We start from the raw sequence: 21,698 nt of genomic DNA on the forward strand, positions 1-21,698 counted from the left end.
AGGCAACCATATGGCTGCCTAATTTATAGGCAGCCGAAAGGCTGCATATCGGCGGACGGCGACCCGGATACGAGGGCGGGCATGGACGAGGTGTTCAAGGCACTGGCCGATCCGAGCCGGCGCGCGCTGCTCGACTCGCTCAACGCCCGCAACGGGCAGACGCTGCGCGAGCTGTGCGCCGGGCTCGACATGGCCAGACAGTCCGTCAGCAAGCACCTCGCGGTGCTGGAGGAGGCCGGGCTCGTCACCACCGTGCGACGGGGCCGGGAGAAACTGCACTACCTCAACGCCGCGCCCGTGCACGAGATCGCCCACCGGTGGATCAGCCGTTACGACCGGGCCAGGGTCCAAGCCCTGGCGGATCTGAAACTCGCCCTGGAGGAGCCCCCGATGGACGCGCCGACCTTCGTCTACACCACCTACATCCGCACCACCCCGCAGAAGCTCTGGCAGGCGCTGACCGAGCCCGCCTTCACCCGCCGCTACTGGGCCACGGAGTTCATCACGGACTGGTCCACCGGCTCGCCGATGACCTGGGACAACCACGGCGTGGTGATCGAAGACCCGGAGCAGGTCGTGCTGGAGGCCGATCCCTACAACCGGCTCTCCTACACCTGGCACTCCGTCACCCCGGAGCTCGCCAAGCGCTTCGGCTGGGACGAGGAGACGCTCGCCCGGTTGTCCGGCGAAGCCCGCTCGAAGGTCACCTTCACGCTTGAGGAGGTTTCCGGGCAGGTCGTGAAGCTCACCGTCGTGCACGACGGCTTCGAGGCCGGATCGAGCATGGTCGAGATGCTCGGCCACGGCTGGCCGAACGTGGTGGCGAGCCTGAAGTCACTGCTGGAGACCGGTGAACCGCTGCCGGCCGACGCGTGACCTCCCTGCCGGGGCCGGAGACTCCGCTGGAGGACTCAGCGCCGCACCAGCGCCAGCACGCTCAGTCCGAACATCAGGACGCCCAGGGGGAGATGGACCGACGGCACGTGCATGATGCCGAGCAGAACCTGGGCGGAGGCGAGGACGAGGAAGCCGGACGCGTGCAGGACGGGCCGGGGCGAGCCGCCGCCCGGCTTCCACGCCAGCACCGCCGCGAGCACGTACAGCACCGACGCCCCGTACATGACGCGGGCTCCGGCGCTGTGCAGGGCCTCTCCGTAGGGCGCGGTCAGCAGCAGCCCGGCGGAGACCGCCTGCAGGAAGATGGTCAGGGTCTGCAGGGCGATCGCGGTCCGCAGAAACGAGAAGCGGCGTCGTGCCGTCGCCTGGGTGGTCATGCCGGCCATGTCACGGGCCCCCTGTTCCGCCCCCGGGGGCGGTGGATCGATAAGGTCTCACCGATCTGACGACGCGGGTCTGCGAAAGGTAAGGCGGGAAGGCGGCCGGGAGCATGGTGACGACCGGGACGGGCGCCGACGAGACGGCCGGTGAGCGGCGCCGGCTGATCAACGTCGCCTACCGGCTGCTCGGTTCGCTGGCCGAGGCCGAGGACGCCGTACAGGAGGCCTACGCGCGCTGGTACGCGCTGCCGCGGAGCCGGCGGGAGGAGATCGTGTCCCCCGGCGCCTGGCTGACGACGGTGACCGGCCGCGTCTGCCTGGACGCGCTCGGCTCGGCGCGGGCCCGGCGTGAACGCTATGTCGGCGCGTGGCTGCCCGAGCCGCTGCCCGACCGCGCCGGGCAGGGGTACGGCGCCGGCCTCGGCGACCCCGGCGACCCCGCCGATCAGATGGTCCTGGACGAGTCGGTGACCATGGCCTTCCTCGTCGTCCTGGAGTCGATGACGCCCGCCGAGCGCGTGGCGTTCGTCCTGCACGACGTCTTCCGTTACCCCTTCGCCGAGATCGCCGCCGTCCTCGGCCGGACCCCCTCGGCTTGCAAACAGCTGGCGTCCTCCGCCCGGCGGCGGGCGGAGGACGCGCGCGCCCCGGTGACGGCGGCCGGGCGGGCCGACGTGGTGCGGCGCGTCAAGCAGGCATGGGAGACGAAGGACATCGCGGCCCTCGTCGGCCTCCTCGACCCGGCCGCCGTGATGACCGCCGACGGCGGCGGCAGGGCCGGCACCGTTCCGCACCCGATCGAAGGCGGCGCGCGCATCGCCCGGTACATGGCCGCCCTCGCCGGCAGGGCTCCGGGGCTCGAACTCCTGGAGCGGTCGGTCAACGGCACGCCGGGCCTGGTGGCCCGGGTCGCGGGCGTCGTCACGACAGTGGCCTCGTTCGACGTCGCCGACGGCCGCGTCACCCGGATCTGGGTGGTCCGCAACCCGGAGAAGCTGCGACCGTGGACGCGGGAGGACCTGGACCCGGCGGTGCGATCGGCGTCGCGTTGACGCGGACCGCCGTGCTCCGTGCGGTTCATCGGACATGTCTGGATCGGAAGGGCGGGCCCGGCGCATGCCCGCCGTACCTCGGTGTCTCACCGGCCGTCCATGAAGCCCGGATCGATTCCCGCGTTGGGGGACGCCTTGGTTCCGGGAGGCGGTGGGACTCGTTCAGGACCGGCTGCGGGGGCTTCGCCTGGCGGTGATGTCCGCCGCGATGAGCAGTCCGGCGGGGATGACCGCGAAAAGGAAGCCACTCGGTCCGATCAGGCCGACGGCCAGCGCCGCCCAGACGAGGATCACCCATCCGACGTACCCGGGGACGTGCTGCCCCCGCCGGCCCGCCCGTGACACCAGCAGTCCCAGCAGGATCAGCACCACGACGAACCCGCCGGGCAGCGCCCAGAACGTCGCCACCGAGTCGCTGTCCGCGGAACGGTCGCGGAGGCTCCCGGCGAGCCAGTCACCCCAGGGGGCGAGACGGACGAATACGACGGTGTGCAGCGCGGCGATCAGGATCATGGTCCGGCCGGCCCATACGGTGAGCAGGCTCGGGGACGCGGACGGTTCAGACGGGCGGGTGACGGGTGCGGTGCTCATGGTGGCCAGTCTCTCCAGGCGGCGGTCCCGGCGTATTCCCCCGCGGGAGGGGTGCGGCTCCCTCGCTCCGGGGAGCGGAGCACGGGTGCGGCGCCCACCGCCGCAGCCAGGCCCGCTGATCGATGACGGAGGCCGTTCCTCCAGGAAGACCCGCTCGTGCCCGCACGGACACGGATGCCGCGGAACCGGGGGGCGCGTCATGGGCGCGAGAGACGCAGGTCACATCCGAGGGGTGTTATGTCTTCGCCGGGTCGCGTGTCCTAGGGGGTGGAACAGCAGGGAGGCGGCGCCGGTCCCGGAACGCCGCACCACGGGAAGAACGGAGAAGTTCATCATGAGCAAGGTCTGGTTCGTCACCGGCTCGTCGCGCGGCCTCGGCCGTGAGTTCGTCGAGGCCGCGCTGTCCCGCGGTGACAGGGTGGCCGCGACCGCCCGGAACCCCGCGAGCCTGGAGGAGCTGGTCGCGGCCTACGGCGACGCGGTGCTCCCGCTCGCGATGGACGTGACCGACAGGGCCGCCGTCTTCGAGAGCGTGAAGCGGGCGAGGGAGCACTTCGGCCGGCTCGACGTCATCGTCAACAACGCGGGCTACGCCCAGGTCGGCGCGGTCGAGGAGCTGACCGGACGGGAACTGCGCGACCAGATGGGGCCGACCTGGCGCAGGTGCGCGACCGGCGCGCCTACCTGATCCGGATCACCACCCGGCAGTCGCTCAACCGGCTGCGCAGCATGAGGAGCCGCAAGGAGGCGTATGTCGGCCCCTGGCTGCCCGAGCCGCTGCTCACCGCGCCGGACGTGGCCGAGGACGTCGAACTCGCCGAGAGCATGTCGATGGCGCTCATGCTCGTGCTGGAGACGCTGTCGCCGACCGAACGCGCCGTCTTCGTGCTGCATGAGGCGTTCGACGTCGGCTACGACGAGATCGCGGCCGCCGTCGGCAAGAGCCCCGCCGCCGTCCGCCAGATCGCCTACCGCGCCCGCCGGCACGTCGACGCCCGCCGTCCTCGTGAAGCGGTCTCCTCCGAGGAGACCAGGGCGGTCCTGGAGTCGTTCCGGAACGCGCTGGAGTCCGGGGACCTGCGGGGCCTGCTCGATGTGCTCGCCCCCGACGTCGTCCTGGTGAGCGACGGCGGCGGCATCAGGCAGGCCGCGCTGCGGCCCGTCGTCAGCGCCGGCAAGGTCGCCCGCTTCATCGTCGGCGGCATCGGCAAGAACGAGGTCTCGCTCACCGGTGAGCCCATCGTGGTCAACGGCGGCCCGGCGCTCCTCATCCGCGTGGACGGCGAGATCGACGGCGTCGTCGCGATCCGTGCCGAGGACGCCCGCATCACCGGCCTCTACTACGTCCGCAACCCGGAGAAGCTGCGACCGTGGACGCGGGAGGACCTGGACCCGGCTGTGCGATCGGTATCGCGTTGACGCGAGCCGCCGTGCTCCGTGCGGTTCGTCGGGCACGTGTGATCGGAGGAGGGCGGGGCCGCCGCTCCTGCCTGCCACGACCTCACGCCGTGCGGATGGAGCGCCTCCCGACGAGAGAGGTGACGCCGAAGGTGACGCCGACCCCGATCACGATGGTGACCGCGTAGGGCAGGGGTGCCGCCGCCTGCAGGGGGTCACCGGTTTTGACGATGGCGAAGGGCAGGACGGTGATGAACGCTCCCGCGCTTCCGGCGATGACGCTGACGGCGGTGGCCGCACCGACCTCGCGTACGAGCATCCGCTGCGTTTGGGCGTCGGTCGAGCCGATGAGGGACATGACCGCGAACTCCGGGCGGCGCTGGGTGATGGAGGCGACGAGGTTGTTGGTGAGGGCGATGGCCATGAACGCCGCGATCAGGGCGACGACGAAGTAGTTGATCGTGGCGAGGACCTGGGCCGTGCTGTTCGCCGTGCCGACGCCGTTCTCGATGCCCTGCATGCTGAGCGTGCCCGCGGCGACGCTGACGAAGAGGGTCAGGAAGGTCACGGCCGGTCGCATCCGGTCCGGGGCCGCGGAGAGGTTGATCGCGGCCAGATGGGAGGGGGCGGTGGCGTGTGCCGAGCGGAGGGCGTTGAGCGTGGTGTTCGCCGTGGCGATGAGCTCCGGGGCGAGGACGCACAGACCGACGGCGACGAGCACGCAGCCGGGCCCGGTCATCGCGGTGGTGAGCACGTCGGCCGGATCCATGGCGAATACCGCGGCCGATGAGGTCAGACCGGCGGCGATCGTGATCGCCGCGGCGATCCGGCGTCGCCGTCCCGGATGCCGTCCCGTACGGCGGCGCGGGGGCGGGGAGGCATCGGCCACCGGGCTGCGGTGGGCGAGGGAGCGGCTGCCCATCCATGCCGCGAGTGCGCTCGCGGCCAGAACGATGAGCACACCGAGGGCCGGGAGGAGCACGCCGGGTGCGAAGACCGAGGCCGCGTCGGTGAGTCCGGCGGAGTGGATGCTCCGTGTGACGATCCAGCCGACGAGGTAGCCGATGGCGAGTCCCGGGAGCGCCGTGATGGCCGTGACGGCCGCCGTCTCGATGACGAGCATCCGCTGCACCTGCCGGGGGCTCGCGCCGATGAGACGGATGCCCGCGATCTCCGCGGCGCGGCCCGTGAGAGCGACGCTGATCGTCGAGACCATGGCGAAAAGGACGATCGAGACCGCCCAGCCGCCCATGATGAGCGGGAACTGCACCAGGAACGGGCGGTCGGCGGCGACCGTGCTCTCGGCCAGCCCGGTGCCGAGCAGGCACATCATGCCCGTCACCAGGACGGTGCCGACGAGCGCGACCAGGCCGGTGGTGACCGCGGAGGTGCGGTGATGCGCGAGAGAGCGCGCGGCGATCCTGATCACCGGTGCGCCGCCGCGTCGTGGACGGCCTGTTCCGCCGACTCGACCAGGACGGCCATTCTGCCGGCGACCTGCTGCGCGGTGGGACGCGGAAGGTGGTCGACGATCCGGCCGTCGGCGAGGAAGAGGACGGCGTCGGAGTAGGAGGCGGCGACCGGATCGTGCGTGACCATGATGATCGTCTGGCCGTGGTCCGCGAGTTCACGCATCAACCGCAGGACCTCCCTGGCGCTGCGGATGTCGAGGGCGCCTGTGGGCTCGTCGGCGAAGACGATGTCGGGATCGGCGATCAACGCTCGCGCGACCGCGACGCGTTGCCTCTGGCCGCCTGACAGCTGATGCGGGCGGTGGCCGCCCCGGTTGCCGAGCCCCACGCGGGTGAGCAGCCGAGTCGTGCGCGCGGGTTCGGTCTTCCGGGAGTCGAGGCGCAGGGGGAGTTCGATGTTGTCGACGGCCGAGAGCGCGGGCAGAAGGTTGAACGACTGGAAGACGAATCCGATGCGGCGCCGGCGCAACCGCGCGAGCTGTGCCTGGTCGAGCCCGCGAAGGTCCTGGCCGTCGAGTTCGACGGAGCCCGACGTCGGATTCTGCAACCCGGCGGCGCAGTGCAGGAGGGTGGTCTTACCGGACCCCGACGGTCCCATGATCGCTAGAAAGGACGACCGGGCGACGTCGAGGTCGACGGAGCGCAGGGCGTGGACGGGTCCGGCCTCTCCTGGATATTCGCAGCTGAGCGCGCGGATGCGCAGTATGGGCGGCGTGGACGCGGCGGTGGCGTACGGAGTCATGGAGTCCCCTGAAGCATCGTTTTAAACGATCGTTTCATACGAATGTTTATTTGATACGGTAGGGCATGTGAGTGCAAAGGACAAGCTGCTGCTGGCGGCGCGGGACTGCCTGCTGGCCAAGGGGTACGCGCACACGACCGTGCGAGACCTGGTCGCGGCGTCGGGGGCGAACCAGGCGTCGATCAACTACCACTTCGGGTCCAAGGAGCGGCTGCTCACGCGGGCTCTGCGCGACCTCAACACGGAGTGGGGCGAGCTGCTGTTCGCGGTGCTCGAGGAATCCGGCCCCGCCGGCGAGACGCGGTCCCGGCCCGGCGATCAGGTGGACCTGTGGAGCCGGATCATCGACTCGATCCAGGCCAATCGATCACTGTGGCTCGTCAACTTCGAATCCGTCGCGTCCGTACGGCAGGACGACGAGATCCGGGGGATGATCGCCGACGGTCAGAAGCTCGCGAGGGCCTCGCTGGCGCGGGCGTTCGCCGGCCTGGGGCCGGACAGTGATCCGGAAACGGTCCACGCGGCCGGATCACACTATCTCGCCCTGCTCGTCGGGCTCGCCGCGCAATGGCTCACCGACCCCGAACACGCGCCGACGGCGGAGCGGTTCGCCGCCGCCGGCCTCGGCTCCGGCGACCGCCGCTGACGGCAGGGCTCCTGGCGAGGCGGACAGCCGTCGTCGCTGGCAGCGATCATGGGCCGCTGAAGAGCGAGGCGCTTATTTTTGCACCGTTTTGGGAGCCCTAGGCAAATTGTGCTGATCCGCAGTACGTCCCAGCCCGCGGGCCCTTCAACGGTCGGCGCCGTCCCCCAGGTAGGCCAGCGCCGAGACCACGGCCGCCTGCACGCCGGTGTCCAGGGTGGGCTGGATGACCGGGGCGAAGGCGGCGTTGTGGTTGCCGGGGACGTCGGTGGCGATCGTGCCCTCCGCGGCCGCCTTCGCGTACAGACCGGGGTCCGTGCCGCCGAAGCCCCAGTACGTGAACGGCACGCCGAGCGCCTTCGGTATCTCGCTGAAGTCCTCGCTGGCCGTCTGGAGATCGAGGGCTCCGGCCCGGTCGCCGAAGAAGGCGGAGAAGGACGCCGCGACCTTCCGGGTGGTGTCCTCGTCGTTGATCGTGGCGGGGAAGGCGCCGAAATGGTCAATATCGGGGGGCTTGGGGGCGTTCGAGGCGGCGCATTCGGCGTGGGCGATACGTACGATGGCATCCTTGACGCGCCGCCGCACGTCCTCCCGGTAGGTGCGCACGTTCAGCTGGATCTCGGCCGTCTCCGGGATGTTGTTGGGGTTGGCTCCGGAGTGGATGCTGCCCACCGTGAGCACGACCGGGGTGAGCGGACCGACCTCGCGGGAGACGACCGTCTGCAGGCGGACCACGAGCATCGAGGCCATCACCACCGGGTCGATGCCCCGGTCGGGAGCCGAGCCGTGGGCCGAGCGGCCGTACAAGGTGATGCGGTAGTCGTCGGCGGCCGACAGCGCGGACCCCGGCCGGGTGAGCACCTGGCCCGCCGGGTAGGGCAGCACGTGCTGGGCCAGGCAGACGTCGGGTCTGGGAATCCGGTCGGCCAGCCCATCGGCGATCATGCCGCGGGCGCCGTCGCCCGGCTCTTCCGCCGGTTGGAACAGCGCGATGTGCGTGCCCTTCCAGGCTTCTCTGGCCCGCGACAGCAGCCGGGCCGCGCCCAGCAGGGCGGTGACGTGGGTGTCGTGCCCGCAGGCGTGCATGATCGGGTGACCGTCACCGCTGGTGGCCGTGCTGGCGTACGGCAGGCCGGTCCGCTCCTCGATCGGCAGGGCGTCCATGTCGGCGCGGAACAGCACGCCCGGCCCGTCGCCGTTGGCCAGTACGCCGACCACGCCGGTGCCGCCGACCTGGTCCTGCACGTCGTAGCCGTACGCCCGCAGCCGCTCGGCCACCCGGGCCGAGGTGCGTCTCTCCTGGTGCCCGAGCTCGGGATGGGCGTGCAGGTCGCGGTAGTACGCCTCCAGGCCGGGTCTGATGGCGTCCAGTCCGGCCAGCACCGTGTCGGCGGACATCGACCGCTCCCCTCAAGCTTCCCCTGCGGGGGATGCTTTCCGGGTATGAATCCCTACTACTCCAAACGGCGGCAAACGTTCGGCCGGCCGGTGAGCGGGCCGGCGCCGGTTCCCCGGGAGCGTCCCTAGGCTTCCTGCCTGTGCGGGTCGAGACGATCACGACGGTGCTGGACCTGGTCGGAGTGTTCATCAACAGCCTGCTCGGCGGCTCGGTGGCACGCCGCCGGGAGCTGGACCTGTTCGGGTACGTCGTGATCGGGGTGGTTTCCGGCCTGGGCGGCGGACTGATCCGCGATGTGCTGCTGCAGCACGGGCCGCCGCTCGCCCTGACCAACCCCCTCTACATCCCGATCGCGCTGGCCGGGGCCGGGGTCGCTTTTCTGCTGAAGTTCACCGAGCGGGAATGGAACCGGCTCTTCTATGTGCTGGACGCGATCGCGCTGTGCGTGTGGGCCGTCGCGGGGGCGCAGCGGACGCTGGCCGCCGGGCTCGGCTGGCTCCCGGCGATCCTGCTGGGAACCATCACCGCGGTCGGCGGCGGGGCCACGCGTGACCTGCTGGTGCAGCGCGTTCCGGTCGTGTTCGGAGGGAACGGCCTGTACGCGTCGGTCGCCGCCCTGGTCGCCGCGGTGCAGGTGGTCTGCTCGGCGTTCGGCGTGTCCATGGTGGTGGGCACGTCCCTGGGGGTCGTCGCGGGTACGGCGCTGCGGCTGGTCGCCTACCGGCGGGGGTGGGAACTGCCCGCCGGCAGGGAGTGGGAGGCGCGTGACGTCCTCGGCAAGGCCGTCCGTCCGGTGCGCCGCCGTCGCGACCGGCGTCACGACGACGGTGGCTGAACGAGGACGCAGTCGGTCCGTGTTCTTTAGCGGGCGGGACGTCAGGGGTCCGGCCCCAGGCTCCACCGCCCTCCCGGTGCGAAGAAGCCCAGGTCAGGCGTTGCCGCCTCACCTGGGCTTCGATCTTCGTTCCGTCCGGCGCTCCTTCCGCCGTCCGAGCGGCCCGATTTTCGTTTCCCTGCCGTACGGGCTCCTTTCGTTACTTGACCGCACGGATGCCGACGATGGCGGGGTTGGTCCGGAAGTCGTCCCAGAACGGGTCGTCGCGGTCGGCGGGCAGCACCGGGGGAACGATCTCCACCGAACGGAACCCCGCGTCGCGCAGGGCGGTGACCACCGGTTCCTCCTCCCAGAAGCAGGCCTGGAATGAGATGGGCGGGTTCACGTGCGCTGTGACCGTCAGCTCCTTTCCGCCGGGGAAGTCCGCGTCGGGCCGGTGGGTCAGGCCGTACTTGGTGGCCAGGGGGCCGTCCCAGTCGAAGTTCGGGTTCATCTCCAGGCCGGTGTAGACGCCCCCGGGGGCGAGGTTGTCGTGGATGGTGCCGGCCATGGCGGCGAGGTCGGACCGGTCACGGGCGTAGCACAGCAGCCACACCGCGTTGACCAGGTCGAACCGGCCGACGGCCCCGAGCGTCCGGGCGTCGTGGACCTTGTAGGAGATGCCGAGCGGCTCGCGGGCCTCGGTGTGCTCGGCGACGGCGACCATCTCCTCGGAGATGTCCACCCCCAGCACCGAGGCCGCGCCGGCGCGGGCGATGATCCTGCTGTACCAGCCGGTGCCGCACGCCAGGTCCAGCACGGACCTGCCCGCCACCGCGCCGGTCAGGGCCTCGACCGTGGCCCGTTCGGGGCCCCTGGCCAGGGGCATCTCCCGCTTCAGCCGCTCGTAGGACCGGCCGATCTCGTCGTACTGGGTCCGCATCAGGCCGCCCTGCCCACGGGGGCCACCCGCTCGCGGACGGCGGCGACGACGTCCTCCCTGGCGTAGCTCTGGGCGTTGTAGAGGGAGCGGAGGGGGTCGCGGATCCTGCGCCTGCCGTGCATGAGACGGCTGTTGTCGACCAGCGCGACGTCACCCGCGTGCCAGTCGATCTCCTCGGTCTCCAGTTCGGTCGCCTCGATGATCTGGCGCATCAGCATGGCGTCCAGCGGACGGCCGTCCTCGAACTCGATCACCGGGGGCTCGTAGTTGACCGACGGGGTCAGGATGCTGTTGGTGAACACGACGTCCCCGCCGAACAGCGTGGTGTGCGCGGCGTAGGTGAAGTACTTGTAGTGGACGGAGCCGTCGGGGCGCAGCCGGTACTTGACGTCGACGTCGTCGTCGGTCACCGCGAGCAGGTCGTCGAAGACGACCTCGTCGGCGGTCTTGGCGCCGTCGAGCAGGCGGACGACGAGGTTCTTCCACTTGTCCTCGGGCATCGGCCTGGCGAAGGTGATCCGGGTGGACAGGAACAGCTCCTGGGTGCGCGCCGGCAGCCGGTCCCACACGTGCAGCCCGTCGCAGATGGTGGTCTGCGAGCCGACCTTGGCCGGGGTCTCGCAGTAGAACCACACCAGGTCCGGCACCCACGGCGTGGCGCCGTTCTCCACGTGCAGGCCCTGGGGCACCAGCCCCGCCTCGATCTTCTGCGCGACGTTGCCTCCGGCGAACTTGCGCGCCGGGTCCAGGGTGATCTTCGAGGAGACGCTCTGGATGAGCGTGGAGAAGGTGGCCGGGTCGGTGTCGAAGCCGCGCAGGAGGACGTAGCCGTGTTCGGCCAGCGCGGTCATCAGCTCGACGCGGTCGACGGTGTCGAGTCCGGCGCGGTCGGCTGCGGTGACGACCAGGCCCTTGCCGTCGATGTGGTCGGTGGTGGTGAAGTCGCTCAGCATTTCTCAGACCTCCGTCAGGCCGAAACGGCCGGTGGTGAGTGCTTCCTTGATCTCTTTGCGGCGAGGGCGTCCGGTGACGGTGAAGAACTCGGCGTAGAACGTCTCGTCGGCCTCGACGAACGCGGCGCTGCCGACCTGTTCGATCTCCGAGAGGACCTCGGCGTTGACGTGGCGCACGTCGGCGAGCGCGGTGGCGGCGTCGACGCCGCGGCTGACGACGAAGACCGCGATCAGCCGCTCCATGTTGTCGCCGAACACGGCGGCGGCCTCGATGCCGGGCCGGCTCTTGTACTGCGCCTCGACCCATTCCGGGCTGACGTTGCGCCCGTTGGAGGTGATGATGATGTTCTTGAGCCTGCCGGTGATGGTGACGTAGCCGTCGTCGTCGATGTCGGCGATGTCGCCGGTGTGCAGCCAGCCCTCCGCGTCCAGCGGGAGCGCGGTCGGGTCGTCCGACCCGAGATAGCCGGTGAGCAGGGACGAGCTGCGGATGAGGAGCTCGCCGTCGTCGGACCGTCGGACCTCGCAGTGGCGCAGGGGCTTGCCGACGGTGCCGAGCCGGACGAGGCCGGGGCCGTTGAGCGTGGCGACGGAGCCGTTCTCGCTGAGGCCGTACGCGACGTACACCGGCAGGCCGCGGTCCCACATGACGCGCAGGACCTCGTCGGACACCGGGGCGCCGCCGCTGAACAGCAGCATCGGGTCCTCCCTGCCGTACACCGCCAGCGACAGCTCGCGCGTGGTCGCGTCCGGAAGGGTCCTGGCGTGCGCCGCGATGGACTCCACGAGGGACGGCGGCACCAGCGACACCGTGGGCCGGGCCTCGGCGAGCAGCCCACGGACCTGCTCGACGTCACCGCCGGCGGTGCCCAGCGGCTTGGCCTCCTCGGGCAGGAACACGACCGTGCCGCCGGCGAGGAAGGTCAGGTAGACGGCGAAGACCTGCTCCACCAGCAGGCTCGTCGGCACGACGGAGACGTAGCGCTGCCACGCCTCGACGCCGACCCGGCTGGTGACGGAGTCGATCAGGTCGTCCACCGCGCCGCGGCGGAGCATCACGCCCTTCGGGGTGGAGGTCGTGCCGGACGTGTGGACGATCTTGCAGATGGCGGACTCGTCCAGCGTCGCCGCGGCCCGGACCTTGGCGGCGATCTCCTCCGGGACGTACCCGTCCTCCCCGACCGTGATCGTGATGACCTCGCACCCCTCGGGGAGGATCCTGTCCTCGCCGCCCCACTCCGCCAGGCGCTTGCGCCCCTGCTCGTCGACCAGGCAGACGATCGAGTGCGACAGCAGGTGGCGGGCCTGGTCCCGGCCGAAGGCGATCGGGATGGGCACCGACCGCACGCCGGTCAGCAGGCAGGCCAGGTCACCGACGACGCCCTCCACGCCGTTGCCGGTGAGCAGGCCGATCGTGCTGCTGCCGGTGTCCCGCCCCTCGGCCGCGGCGACGACCGCGTCACCGGTACGGATCGCCGCGCCGAGCACGGTCCCGTAGGTGTACGGGCGGGACGGCCCGGACGACCTCATCTCCTCGACGGCCACTTTCTCCAGTGAGCCGAGGCGGTTGAGGGCATGGTCAAGCCAACGCATGAGCGGACTCCTTCTACGCGTTCTTCTGTGCGTTCTTCTGTGCGTTCGGATCGCGGTGTCGTCGAAAGCCCGGCTGGAGTTCCCGGCCGAAAGCCCGGCTGGAGTTCCGGGTCGAAAGCCCGGCCGGAGGAGACGCCGTCAGCCGGCGGCCCGCGGGACCGCGTCCCGCCCGCAGCGGAGGATTCCCGTACGGGGCCTCGCGGAGTAGTAGGTGCCCCAGTCGACCTCACCGGCCCCGGTGAGGTCGGCGCGGCGGGCGTTGGTGAGGGTGTGGAACTCCCAGCCCGCGGCCCTGGCCACGCCGTGGAGCTTCTCGGTCAGCGTGGACAGCAGGAAGTCGTACCCCAGGTGGAGGGCGATCCCCGGCAGGGCGCGCATGAGGAACAGGCCGGCGCCGGGGTGGAACGACGCGATCGGGCCCATCTCCACGACGCGGCGGCGGTCGACGCGGGTCCCGGGAGCCAGGTCGGCGCAGGCCCGCTCGACCGGGACGTCGAGATAGTCCTCCGAGAGCAGTCTGCGCCCGGCGGCGGTGGTGAGCCCCGCGACGCCCAGGATGCGGCCGGAGGTCGGCGAGTCGCGGGCGCCGTCCCACGCGGTGACGAACAGGTCGGGGCCGGGGGTGACGACGGCGCCGTACCGGTCCAGGTACTTGCGCTTCACGCTGTCGACGCAGAACCGGTAGTTCGGCGTGCCGGGACTCGCGAACCCCGTCCGCAGAAGCGGGCCCGGCCGGACCGCCTCCAGCGACGGCAGGGATACGGACAAGGAGTCGGACGTGATGCCAGGTCTTGCCATTTCCTCATCCTCATCTCGAAGTGCCGATCTGCTTGCTCATGCACAACTCTGCGTGACCCCGGGTCGCCGGGACAGGAGTTTCGGGTGCAGCAAACTGCCCAGGTCTGCAGTTTTCTGCCAATGACCGGCGCTTGACATGCCGTACGGCCCCGCGCGGGACGATGTCGCGGCTCCAGGTGATCTCCGTACACGCAGGTGGGGGCGGGGACAGGCGCCCGCGGGCGGACGACCGGCATGAAGCGGGCGGACGACCGGCATGAAGCAGCCCCGCACGGAGGGTCGTCCGTACGGGGCTGTTCCGCGCCGGAGGGGCGCACGGCGGGGCCGCGCCCGTCCCCGCGCCGGGCCGGGCTTCGGCGCCGTCCTGTGCGCCGGTCAGGCCACGGTGCAGGGGACGCCGTTGAGGGTGAAGGCGGTGGGTTTCGACGTGTTGCCGTTGTGGGTGGCCTGGAAGCCGATCTCGATGGTGGCCCCGGGGGCGATCGTGCCGTTGTAGTCGACGTTGCGGGCGCTCACCTGGCCGCTGGAGGGCGAGTACGTGGCGTTCCAGCCCGAGGTGACGGACTGCCCGGAGGGCAGGGTGAAGGCCAGCGTCCAGCCGTTGATCGCCGAGGTGCCGGTGTTGGTGATGCCGATGTTCGCGGTGAAGCCGTTGCCCCAGGTGCTCATCGTGTAGGCGACCCGGGGTCCCGTCCCGGGGTCGCCGGTGGGCGTCACGGTCGGGGTCGCCGTGGGGGTCACGGTGGGCGTCGCGCTGGGTGAGGGGCCGCCGCCGTTCACGGTGGTCACGAAGGTCGTCACGCTCCGGGCGGGAAGGGTGACGGTGAGGGAGCCGTTCGACACGGGGACCGCGCCCTGCGGCGCGACGTTCCTGCTCGCGTCGGTCAGCCAGGACGAGGCGCCGGAGATCGCGGTGTTCGCCACGGTGAACTGCTGGCTCACCGCGGAGGTCGCCTTGTTGACGGCGACGATGACGATCGTGTCGCCGCCCCGGTACGCCGAGACGTAGACGTTCGACGCCGGGTTCGCCGTCGCGCCGATCCGCACGTATCCGGGGCGGACGAACCTGGCGAAGTGCGCCATCATCGCACCGCGCTTGCTGATCTGGCCGTCCTCCCGCATGGGGCCGTAGCTGCGCCGGATGTACCACCAGACGTACGCCTGGAACTCGGCGTCCACCATGGCGTGGTGGATGTGCTCGCCCACGTCGAGCGCCTGGGGCCACAGGTCCGCCGAGTCGCTGCTGTTGGGGTGGTAGACCTCGGTCATCCAGAGCTCTTTGCCCGCGCCCTTCTGCTGGAAGAGGGGGTAGGGGAAGTTCGAGTACGGCGTGCCGTAGAGGTGGGCCCCGATGATGTCCACGTTGGCGAGCGCCACGGGGTCGTTGAGGATCGGGTCCGACATGTTCTTCAGGTACTGGAAGGACTCGGGGGCGATGACCCTGGTGTTGATCGAACCGGCGTTCTCCCGGAGGAACCGCACCATCTCCGTGGGCGTCCACCACGTCCAGTCGTGCGCGTAGTCGGGCTCGTTCTGCACGGATATGCCGTACAGGTTCACCCCGTTGTCCCGCATGTAGGCGTTGAAGGCGTTCAGGTGCTGGGCGTAGGCGGCGTACTGGTCGTACCGCAGGCGTTTCGCGTTGGTCTGGCTGCCGCGGGTGAAGGTCTCGATCATGCTCGCGGGCGGGTTCCACGGCGACGCGAAGACGGTCACCCCGAGCTCGGCCGCGCGCTTCGCCGTCGCCAGGTCGCGGCTCCAGTCCGACTGGCTCTCGCCGACGGGGATCCGCAGTACGGAGAACCCCAGCCGGCCCTCGCCGGTGCCGAACGCCGTGTCCCGCTGGGCGGCCGTCAGGTCGCCGATCCAGGCCGCGTGGGCCATGCCGCCGAAGCCCCGGATGGTCTGCCGCCGCACCGACGGGTCGATGACCGCCGTCGCGGCCGCGGCCTCCGACGCCCCCAGGACCGACGCCGTGGCCGTGAGGACCGGCAGGGCTCCCATCGTGGCCAGGACGGCTCTCCTGCTCAGCAGTCTTCGTTCGCCGCTCACGGGCTCGTTCTGGCCTTGCCTCATGTCTTCTCCTCCTGGCTGCCGGCGCCGATCCGCGTCTCCCGGCCCGGACGGCATCCCGGCTCTGATCGGCTCCCGCTGCTGTTAGCGCTAACAGGACTTTGGCGGCCCGGCACGCGAGAACGAGGTGGATGGGGATCGCTCACGTGGTCGCGTGGAGGGTGGCGCTCCGGCGGAGTGTGGTTCCGGCCCTCGGCGGGGGTCAAGCGGGAGACGGCCCGGCGGGCGGGCGAACTGCGTGAACGGCCCGCCGGACCGTGAAAATTTCACCTCCGGAACCCGCGGCCCGGGTTCCGGCCGGTGGATCGCCTCGCCCGCCGCGGCCATCGGGGCGGGCCGCCGCCCCGATGGCCGCGCTCACGACGCCTCGCCGCCCTGCCGCCGCACCATCTCGGTGATCCAGACGGGCGCGAACGGAGACGTGCAGCCCGGGGAGGTCGGGTAGTCCTTGAGCACCCCCAGACGTTCACCGATGCCGATCGCCCGGGCGCGATGCCCGGCGTGCTCGATCCCGATCCGGGCCAGGCAGTCGTTCATCGCCCACTGCAGGCGGTCCGGGGCGTCCTTCATCTCCGCCTCGATGACGTCGAGCAGTCCCGCGAGGTCGAGGCCCCCGGGGTTCTTCGTCACCCGCTCGGCGGTCAGGGCCCAGCCGGCGGCCGCGACCGCCGGATCCGGATCGGCGGACCAGGCCAGACGCAGCTCCTCGGAGTGCGGGCTCTTCTTCACCACGTAGTTCACGAGCCAGTCGTGCACCTTGGGCGTGCGGGCCTGGCGCACCATGGCGTCCAGCTCGTCGCGCCCGAACGCCTTCGGGCGGCAGACCAGGAGGGCCAGCAGCCTCGCCGCCGTGTCATCCGTGTCCCAGAGCCGGCACGCGAGTTCGTGCTGCGTCCTCAGCCTCTTGGCGAGCGCGCGCAGCCTGCCGAGGTTCACACCGTGGTCGTCACCGTGTCTCTCGTTCACCTCGCGTGCCCGCGGGTCCTCCAGCCCGGCCAGCTCGGCCATCACCTCGGCCACCGTCGTCCCGGTCGGCGTCGTCTCGGCCACCTCGGTCTCCTGTCCGTCCCGTACGGGATCCGCCCCGCCACGGATCGATCGCGCGTACGGGGCCAACGGTCTCACCCAAGGCTTATATAAGGCAAGGCTGAACTAAGTCGGGGCGCCGGATGTAGCCTGGCTCCAGGGCGTCGTACATCGCATCGGCCGTCGCCGTCGCCTCGACCGATGCGGCCGGCTCGGCCGGTTCCACGTCCGGCGCGTCGCGAGCTGCGTGCCTATCGCGGCGAGGACTGAGCGAAGGCGGGTCTCCCATCCGGACGCCGCCTGGGACATGAGAAACCCGGGGGAGGCGCGGTCGCCTCTCCCGGGTTTCCTCAGCGGACGCCGTCCGGTCCGGTCTACCCCGCGGTGACGGCCCGGTAGACGCACACGTTCGTGCCCGCGGCGTTGGTGGCCGTGGAGGCCAGCTCGAACGTGCGCAGCACGCCGTCGTCCGGGAAGATCTTCTTGCCGCCGCCGAGGATGACCGGCATGACCACGAGCCGGAGCTCGTCGACCAGGCCCTCGCTCAGGAGGGCGCGCACGAGCGTGACGCTCCCCATGACGACCACGTCGCCGCTCTCGGTCTCACGCAGCTTCCTGAGGTGGGCGACGGCCTCGCCGCCGGGGAGGAGCGTGGTGTTGTTCCACGTCAGGTCGTCCTCGCCCAGCGTGTCGGAGACGACGTACTTCCGGACGGAGTTCATCCGGTCGGCGAACGGGTCGCCGGCCTGACCGGGCCACGCCGCCGCCATCGTCTGCCAGGTACGGCGTCCGAACAGCAGGGCGTCGGCGTTGCTCATCGTGTCGTCGAAGAAGCCGCCCACGACCTCCGGGTCGAAGAACGGGTGCGTCCAGCCGCCGTGGGCGAAGCCCCCGTCGGTGTCCTCGTCGGGTCCGCCCGGTGCCTGCACGACGCCGTCGAGGCTGATGAACTCGCTGACCAGGATGCGCATGGGAGGTGCTCCTTCGGGTTGTGTCGTCCGGATGGCGGGTTCTCCGCCGGATGGGCCGCGGCCGTTCCGGTCGCGAGGTCCGGCCCGGTGGGTCCGGCGGAGCCCCGTCGGCCGGTTTCCCGGCTGCGGCGTTCCGCGTGATCTCAGACTAAGACCGACAATTTTTATTGTCAAGGATGAAATGATTGTCGGTAGTCCCGAGGGGACGGCGCCGGGCCGGGAGCGTGCCGGGGCATGCGGCCTCGTGCGGATGCGCGGCCGTGGGTCCACGCGTCGAGGCGGAGGCCGGGCCGCACCGTACCGTCACTTCTGACGGTTTCGGCGGCGGCCGCATCCCACACGTCCGGAGACCTCCGCCGACGCCTCCCGTTCCTCGCCCCGGCCCGGTTCCCGGGACGCATCTCGGATAGCGTCGGGGCATGCGGCTTCATGTGGGATGCGCGATGTGGACCCACGCGCCATGGCAGGGGCGCTTCCTGCCCCACCCGCTTCCGCCCGGCGAGCGCCTGCGGGCCTACGCGACCTGGTGTGACGCGGTGGAGGGCAACACGACGTTCTACGCGACCCCGGCGCGGAGCACGGTGGAGTCGTGGGCGCGGCAGACCTCCCCGGACTTCCGCTTCGTGGTCAAGCTGCCCAAATCGATCACGCACGAGCGCCGCCTCACCGGTCCCGGCGCCGACGAGGAGCTGGGGGCGTTCCTGGAGGCGATCGAGCCGCTCGGGCCGCGGGCCGAGGCACTCTGGGTCCAGCTTCCCGGGTCCTTCGGCCCCGCCGACCTCGGCGTCCTGGCGGGTTTCCTCCGCGGGCTCCCCCGCTCGCACCGATACGCCGTCGAGGTACGGCACCGCGCGTTCTTCGAGGACGAGCGCGCCGGGCGGCTGCTCGAAAGGGTCCTCGGCGGAGTGGGAGCCGAGTGGGTCCCGTTCGACACGACCGTCCTCTTCCGGAGCCCGCCGACCAGCGACGCCGAGCGGGAGGCGTGGACGAGGAAACCGCGTCTGCCGCGCCGGGCGGCCGCCCTCACCGACCGTCCGATCATCCGTTACCTCGGCCGGGACTCGGCCGGGCACACGGTCGAGGGCTGGCGGCCGTGGGTCGGCGCGGTCGTCGAATGGCTGCGTGAAGGCCGCTCGCCGACCGTGTTCATCCACACGCCCGACAACGCCGACGCGCTGATGCTCGCCCGCCGCTTCCACGACGAGGTACGGGCCCTCCTGCCCGAGGTCGAACCGCTCCCCGAGCCCATGCCGTCGGAGCCGCTGACCCTCTTCTGACCGCCGTACCTCCCACGCCGTCCGTGCCCGTCGGCGGATCCGGCACGGCGACAGCGACCATTCGCCCCTTCCGACCGCTTACGGGGGCTCTAGGCTGTCTGCCGTGACGTCCGGGCGGGTTGTGATCGACAACCGTTTCGAGCTGCTGGAGCGGCTGGGGAGCGGTGGGATGGGCACGGTGTGGCGCGCCCACGACCTCGCCCTCCACCGGGAGGTCGCCCTGAAGGAGGTCCGTCCGTCGGGAGCGGCGGAGGACGATCCGGGCAGGGCGCGGATGCTGCGCGAACGGGTGCTGCGCGAGGCGCGGGCGCTGGCCCGGCTCAGCCACCCCAACGTGGTGACCATCCACCACATCGTGGACACGGGCGAGACGGCGCACCCGTGGATCGTCATGGAGCTGGTGCGCGGCCGTTCGCTGCAGGACCGCCTGGCGGAGGGGCCGCTGACGCCGGCGGAGGCGGCGCACCTGGGGAGAGGCGTCCTGGCCGCTCTGCGGACCGCTCACGCGGCGGGCATCTGCCACCGCGACGTGAAACCGGCGAACGTCCTGCTGCGCGAGGACGGCAGCCCGGTGCTCACCGACTTCGGCATCGCGGCGCTGCACGACGCGCCCAGTCTCACGGCCAGCGGTCAGCTGGTCGGCTCGCCCGAGTACATCGCGCCGGAACGGCTGCGCGGACGGGAGGGCGATCCTGCCTCGGACCTGTGGTCGCTGGGCATGCTGCTGTACGTGGCGGTGGAGGGGTACCACCCCCTGCGCCGCGAGACCACCATGGCCACGCTCGCGGCCGTGCTGAACGGCCAGGTCCCGCCTCCGCGCCGGGCCGGACCGCTGGCGCCCGTCCTGGCGGCCCTGCTGACGCAGGATCCCGCCGCCCGCCCGCCGGCCGTGGAACTCGACCGGATGCTGGGCTGGGCGACCCACCCTGCCTTGGACACGAACCCCGGGCGTCCGGTGCCGCGCGGCGGTTCAGGTCGGCGCGGCGGTTCAGGCCGGCTCCGTGCCGCGACGATCGCCGGGACCGTCACGCTCAGCGTGGCCCTCACCGCCGTGGTCCTTCTCAACGTTCCGGGCGTGTTCGGAGACGGCACGACGCCGGGGGCGTCGCAGCCCACCGGCGGCTCCGCGAGCGCCTCGGTCACCAGCGGCGCGAAGCGGTCGGGAAAGAGCGCGGCCCCCGAGCCCAAGGAGAGCACCGCCCCGGAACCGAAGGCGAACGCCGGCTCCGGAACGCTGCTGGACCCGGCCCGGGTCAGGGAGGCGACCAAGGTGCTGAGGAAGGCGACGGGCGGCACCGACTTCGTGGGATTCGTCGTGTACGACGAGTACGTGGTCGCCCAGGCCCTCGTCCCCGGTGAGAAGAAGCTCTACGACATCTACACCTACCGGGACGGGCAGGTCAGCCGGGTCAAGGGAAGCACCGTGACACCGCTCCAGAAGCCGGTGCGGCCGGAGTCGTTCCGCTGGGAGGCTCTTCCGGCGCTGCTGCGCACGGCGGACCGGAAACTCGGCATCACCCGTCCGACCAGCCATTACGTGATAGCGGAAGGCGGCTGGGTCTTCGCGGGCGGCGAACCGGTCCTCCTCGTCTACGTCTCCGACGATTACGGCGGCGCCTACCTGGCGGCGAGCGCGCAGGGCAAGGTGCTGCGGATGACGCCGCGGGACTGACCGGGGAGCACGGACCGGAGGAACGGAGCCGGGGAGCACCGGCCGGGCCGGTCCCCTCGCGAGGCGCCCGGCCCGTGGAGGCGTCGTGCCCGGTCGTCCCTAGGGGAGCGCGGCCGGTTTGCGGGCCAGCACGAACGCGTGCGGGAACCCCCGCTTCTCGTCCTCGTCCGGTGAGATCACCATGCGGGCCACCTCGGCGATCCCGGCCTCGCGCAGCAGGCCGGCGATGCGGTCGGGCGGCCAGCGGTAGGCGAGCGCCACGACGTGGTCGAACGCCTCCGGCGACGCCGAGGGGTCCTCGTGGGCCTGGAAGCCGATCAGCAGGTGACCGCCCGGAGCCAGCACCCGGGAGAACTCGGCGAACATCTCCGGAATCCGCTCCGGCGGGGTGTGGATGATCGAGTAGTTGGACAGGACGCCGCCGAGCGCGCCGTCCGGCAGGTCGAGGGCGAACATCGACCCCTCCTCGAACCGCAGGCCCGGATACGTACGGCGGGCCAGCGCGACCATCTCCGGCGACAGGTCGACGCCGAGGACGTCCAGTCCGAGGGTGCTCAGGTGGGCCGTCACGTGGCCTGGCCCGCAACCGAGGTCGGCCACCCGCCCGCCGGAGGCCCGGACCAACTCGGCGAACGGCGTGAGCATCGCACGGACCAGCGGCATCTCCGCGAACTTCGCGCCGGCGAACTCGGCGTAGCGGTCGACGATCGCGTCGTAGGCGGTGCGGGTGGCGCTCAGGAAGCTCGGCTCGATCATGGTCGGCCATCGTAGCCCCGCCCCCGGCCTCGCGGGCCGGCCGTACTCGGGCCGGCCGTACTCGGGCCGGCCGGATACGGGCCGACCGGATACGGGCCGACCGGATACGGGCCGACCGGATACGGGTCGTTCGGACATGGGCCGGCCGTACCGGGGCCGGGGGGCGGGGGCGGGCCGGCGGCCCCCCCCCCCGGCGCCGCGGGGCCCGGGGGGGGGGCCGGGACGGGCGCGCGCGGGGCGGGGCCCCC

The 21,698-nt window shown here is 71.4% G+C and carries 21 protein-coding genes; 8 read left to right on the forward strand and 13 right to left on the reverse strand.

Translation table 11 applies throughout. From position 1 onward, the window contains the following. Window positions 1–81: 81 nt before the first annotated feature. Window positions 82–876, forward strand: a complete 795-nt coding sequence (locus AB0D67_RS24990; protein ID WP_362940349.1) for a metalloregulator ArsR/SmtB family transcription factor — start codon at window positions 82–84, stop codon at window positions 874–876. Between the two features lie 35 nt (window positions 877–911). On the opposite strand, the gene AB0D67_RS24995 is transcribed toward AB0D67_RS24990, so the two are convergent. Then, window positions 912–1,274, reverse strand: coding sequence for a hypothetical protein (locus AB0D67_RS24995; RefSeq protein WP_362940352.1), 363 nt, complete (start codon window positions 1,272–1,274; stop codon window positions 912–914). A gap of 113 nt (window positions 1,275–1,387) precedes the next feature. Between AB0D67_RS24995 and sigJ the strand changes: the two genes are divergently transcribed. Next, window positions 1,388–2,329: an RNA polymerase sigma factor SigJ gene (sigJ, locus tag AB0D67_RS25000; RefSeq protein WP_362940355.1), complete on the forward strand. Its 942-nt coding sequence runs from the start codon at window positions 1,388–1,390 to the stop codon at window positions 2,327–2,329. 162 nt (window positions 2,330–2,491) lie between these two features. Here the strand turns inward: sigJ and AB0D67_RS25005 are convergent, their stop codons facing one another. Beyond that, entirely contained in the window at window positions 2,492–2,920 is a 429-nt protein-coding gene (locus AB0D67_RS25005) for a DUF6463 family protein (RefSeq protein ID WP_362940359.1), read from the reverse strand. A 334-nt stretch (window positions 2,921–3,254) separates the two neighbouring features. Between AB0D67_RS25005 and AB0D67_RS25010 the strand changes: the two genes are divergently transcribed. Beyond that, window positions 3,255–3,608 (forward strand): SDR family NAD(P)-dependent oxidoreductase, encoded by a 354-nt coding sequence (locus AB0D67_RS25010; RefSeq protein WP_362940362.1) that lies wholly within the window; start codon window positions 3,255–3,257, stop codon window positions 3,606–3,608. Continuing rightward, window positions 3,584–4,339, forward strand: a complete 756-nt coding sequence (locus AB0D67_RS25015; protein ID WP_362940365.1) for a sigma factor-like helix-turn-helix DNA-binding protein — start codon at window positions 3,584–3,586, stop codon at window positions 4,337–4,339. The genes AB0D67_RS25010 and AB0D67_RS25015 overlap by 25 nt, the downstream gene beginning before the upstream one ends. An 82-nt stretch (window positions 4,340–4,421) precedes the next feature. On the opposite strand, the gene AB0D67_RS25020 is transcribed toward AB0D67_RS25015, so the two are convergent. Both AB0D67_RS25020 and AB0D67_RS25025 read right to left on the reverse strand, forming a co-directional pair. Continuing rightward, on the reverse strand, window positions 4,422–5,747 hold the full coding sequence (locus AB0D67_RS25020) for an ABC transporter permease (RefSeq protein ID WP_362940368.1): 1,326 nt from the start codon (window positions 5,745–5,747) through the stop codon (window positions 4,422–4,424). Next, window positions 5,744–6,532, reverse strand: a complete 789-nt coding sequence (locus AB0D67_RS25025) for an ABC transporter ATP-binding protein (RefSeq protein ID WP_362940371.1) — start codon at window positions 6,530–6,532, stop codon at window positions 5,744–5,746. The genes AB0D67_RS25020 and AB0D67_RS25025 overlap by 4 nt, the downstream gene beginning before the upstream one ends. Before the next feature lie 67 nt (window positions 6,533–6,599). Between AB0D67_RS25025 and AB0D67_RS25030 the strand changes: the two genes are divergently transcribed. Continuing rightward, window positions 6,600–7,178 (forward strand): TetR/AcrR family transcriptional regulator, encoded by a 579-nt coding sequence (locus tag AB0D67_RS25030; RefSeq protein WP_362940374.1) that lies wholly within the window; start codon window positions 6,600–6,602, stop codon window positions 7,176–7,178. 144 nt (window positions 7,179–7,322) lie between these two features. Here AB0D67_RS25030 and AB0D67_RS25035 read toward each other — a convergent pair whose 3' ends face one another. Further along, on the reverse strand, window positions 7,323–8,573 hold the full coding sequence (locus AB0D67_RS25035) for an amidohydrolase (protein WP_362940377.1): 1,251 nt from the start codon (window positions 8,571–8,573) through the stop codon (window positions 7,323–7,325). A 140-nt stretch (window positions 8,574–8,713) separates the two neighbouring features. Between AB0D67_RS25035 and AB0D67_RS25040 the strand changes: the two genes are divergently transcribed. After that, a complete protein-coding gene (locus tag AB0D67_RS25040; RefSeq protein ID WP_362940380.1) occupies window positions 8,714–9,409 on the forward strand; it encodes a TRIC cation channel family protein in 696 nt (231 codons plus the stop codon). A gap of 199 nt (window positions 9,410–9,608) precedes the next feature. On the opposite strand, the gene AB0D67_RS25045 is transcribed toward AB0D67_RS25040, so the two are convergent. From AB0D67_RS25045 to AB0D67_RS25075, 7 genes are all read right to left on the reverse strand, one after another. Then, the gene (locus AB0D67_RS25045) at window positions 9,609–10,331 is read right to left on the reverse strand and encodes a class I SAM-dependent methyltransferase (protein ID WP_362940385.1); all 723 of its coding nucleotides are present in this window, start codon (window positions 10,329–10,331) and stop codon (window positions 9,609–9,611) included. Then, on the reverse strand, window positions 10,331–11,284 hold the full coding sequence (locus tag AB0D67_RS25050; protein ID WP_362940388.1) for a TauD/TfdA family dioxygenase: 954 nt from the start codon (window positions 11,282–11,284) through the stop codon (window positions 10,331–10,333). Before AB0D67_RS25050 ends, AB0D67_RS25045 begins: the two co-directional genes overlap by 1 nt. A 3-nt stretch (window positions 11,285–11,287) precedes the next feature. After that, complete coding sequence (locus AB0D67_RS25055) at window positions 11,288–12,877, reverse strand: AMP-binding protein (protein ID WP_362940391.1); 1,590 nt, start codon at window positions 12,875–12,877, stop codon at window positions 11,288–11,290. A gap of 138 nt (window positions 12,878–13,015) precedes the next feature. Further along, a complete protein-coding gene (locus tag AB0D67_RS25060) occupies window positions 13,016–13,675 on the reverse strand; it encodes a thermostable hemolysin (protein ID WP_362940394.1) in 660 nt (219 codons plus the stop codon). Between the two features lie 375 nt (window positions 13,676–14,050). Beyond that, entirely contained in the window at window positions 14,051–15,751 is a 1,701-nt protein-coding gene (locus AB0D67_RS25065) for a cellulose binding domain-containing protein (RefSeq protein ID WP_362940397.1), read from the reverse strand. A 354-nt stretch (window positions 15,752–16,105) separates the two neighbouring features. Next, window positions 16,106–16,756: a DNA alkylation repair protein gene (locus AB0D67_RS25070; protein WP_362940421.1), complete on the reverse strand. Its 651-nt coding sequence runs from the start codon at window positions 16,754–16,756 to the stop codon at window positions 16,106–16,108. A gap of 392 nt (window positions 16,757–17,148) precedes the next feature. Next, the gene (locus AB0D67_RS25075; RefSeq protein WP_362940400.1) at window positions 17,149–17,745 is read right to left on the reverse strand and encodes a dihydrofolate reductase family protein; all 597 of its coding nucleotides are present in this window, start codon (window positions 17,743–17,745) and stop codon (window positions 17,149–17,151) included. 419 nt (window positions 17,746–18,164) lie between these two features. On the opposite strand from AB0D67_RS25075, the gene AB0D67_RS25080 reads away from it, so the two are divergent. Beyond that, window positions 18,165–19,022, forward strand: coding sequence for a DUF72 domain-containing protein (locus tag AB0D67_RS25080; protein WP_362940403.1), 858 nt, complete (start codon window positions 18,165–18,167; stop codon window positions 19,020–19,022). A 103-nt stretch (window positions 19,023–19,125) separates the two neighbouring features. Beyond that, window positions 19,126–20,694, forward strand: a complete 1,569-nt coding sequence (locus AB0D67_RS25085) for a serine/threonine-protein kinase (RefSeq protein ID WP_362940406.1) — start codon at window positions 19,126–19,128, stop codon at window positions 20,692–20,694. Between the two features lie 99 nt (window positions 20,695–20,793). Here the strand turns inward: AB0D67_RS25085 and AB0D67_RS25090 are convergent, their stop codons facing one another. Continuing rightward, window positions 20,794–21,450 (reverse strand): class I SAM-dependent methyltransferase, encoded by a 657-nt coding sequence (locus tag AB0D67_RS25090; RefSeq protein ID WP_362940409.1) that lies wholly within the window; start codon window positions 21,448–21,450, stop codon window positions 20,794–20,796. Window positions 21,451–21,698: the final 248 nt, after the last annotated feature.

The sequence above is a fragment of the Streptosporangium sp. NPDC048047 genome (assembly GCF_040653115.1).
In the GTDB taxonomy this organism is placed as follows: domain Bacteria; phylum Actinomycetota; class Actinomycetes; order Streptosporangiales; family Streptosporangiaceae; genus Streptosporangium.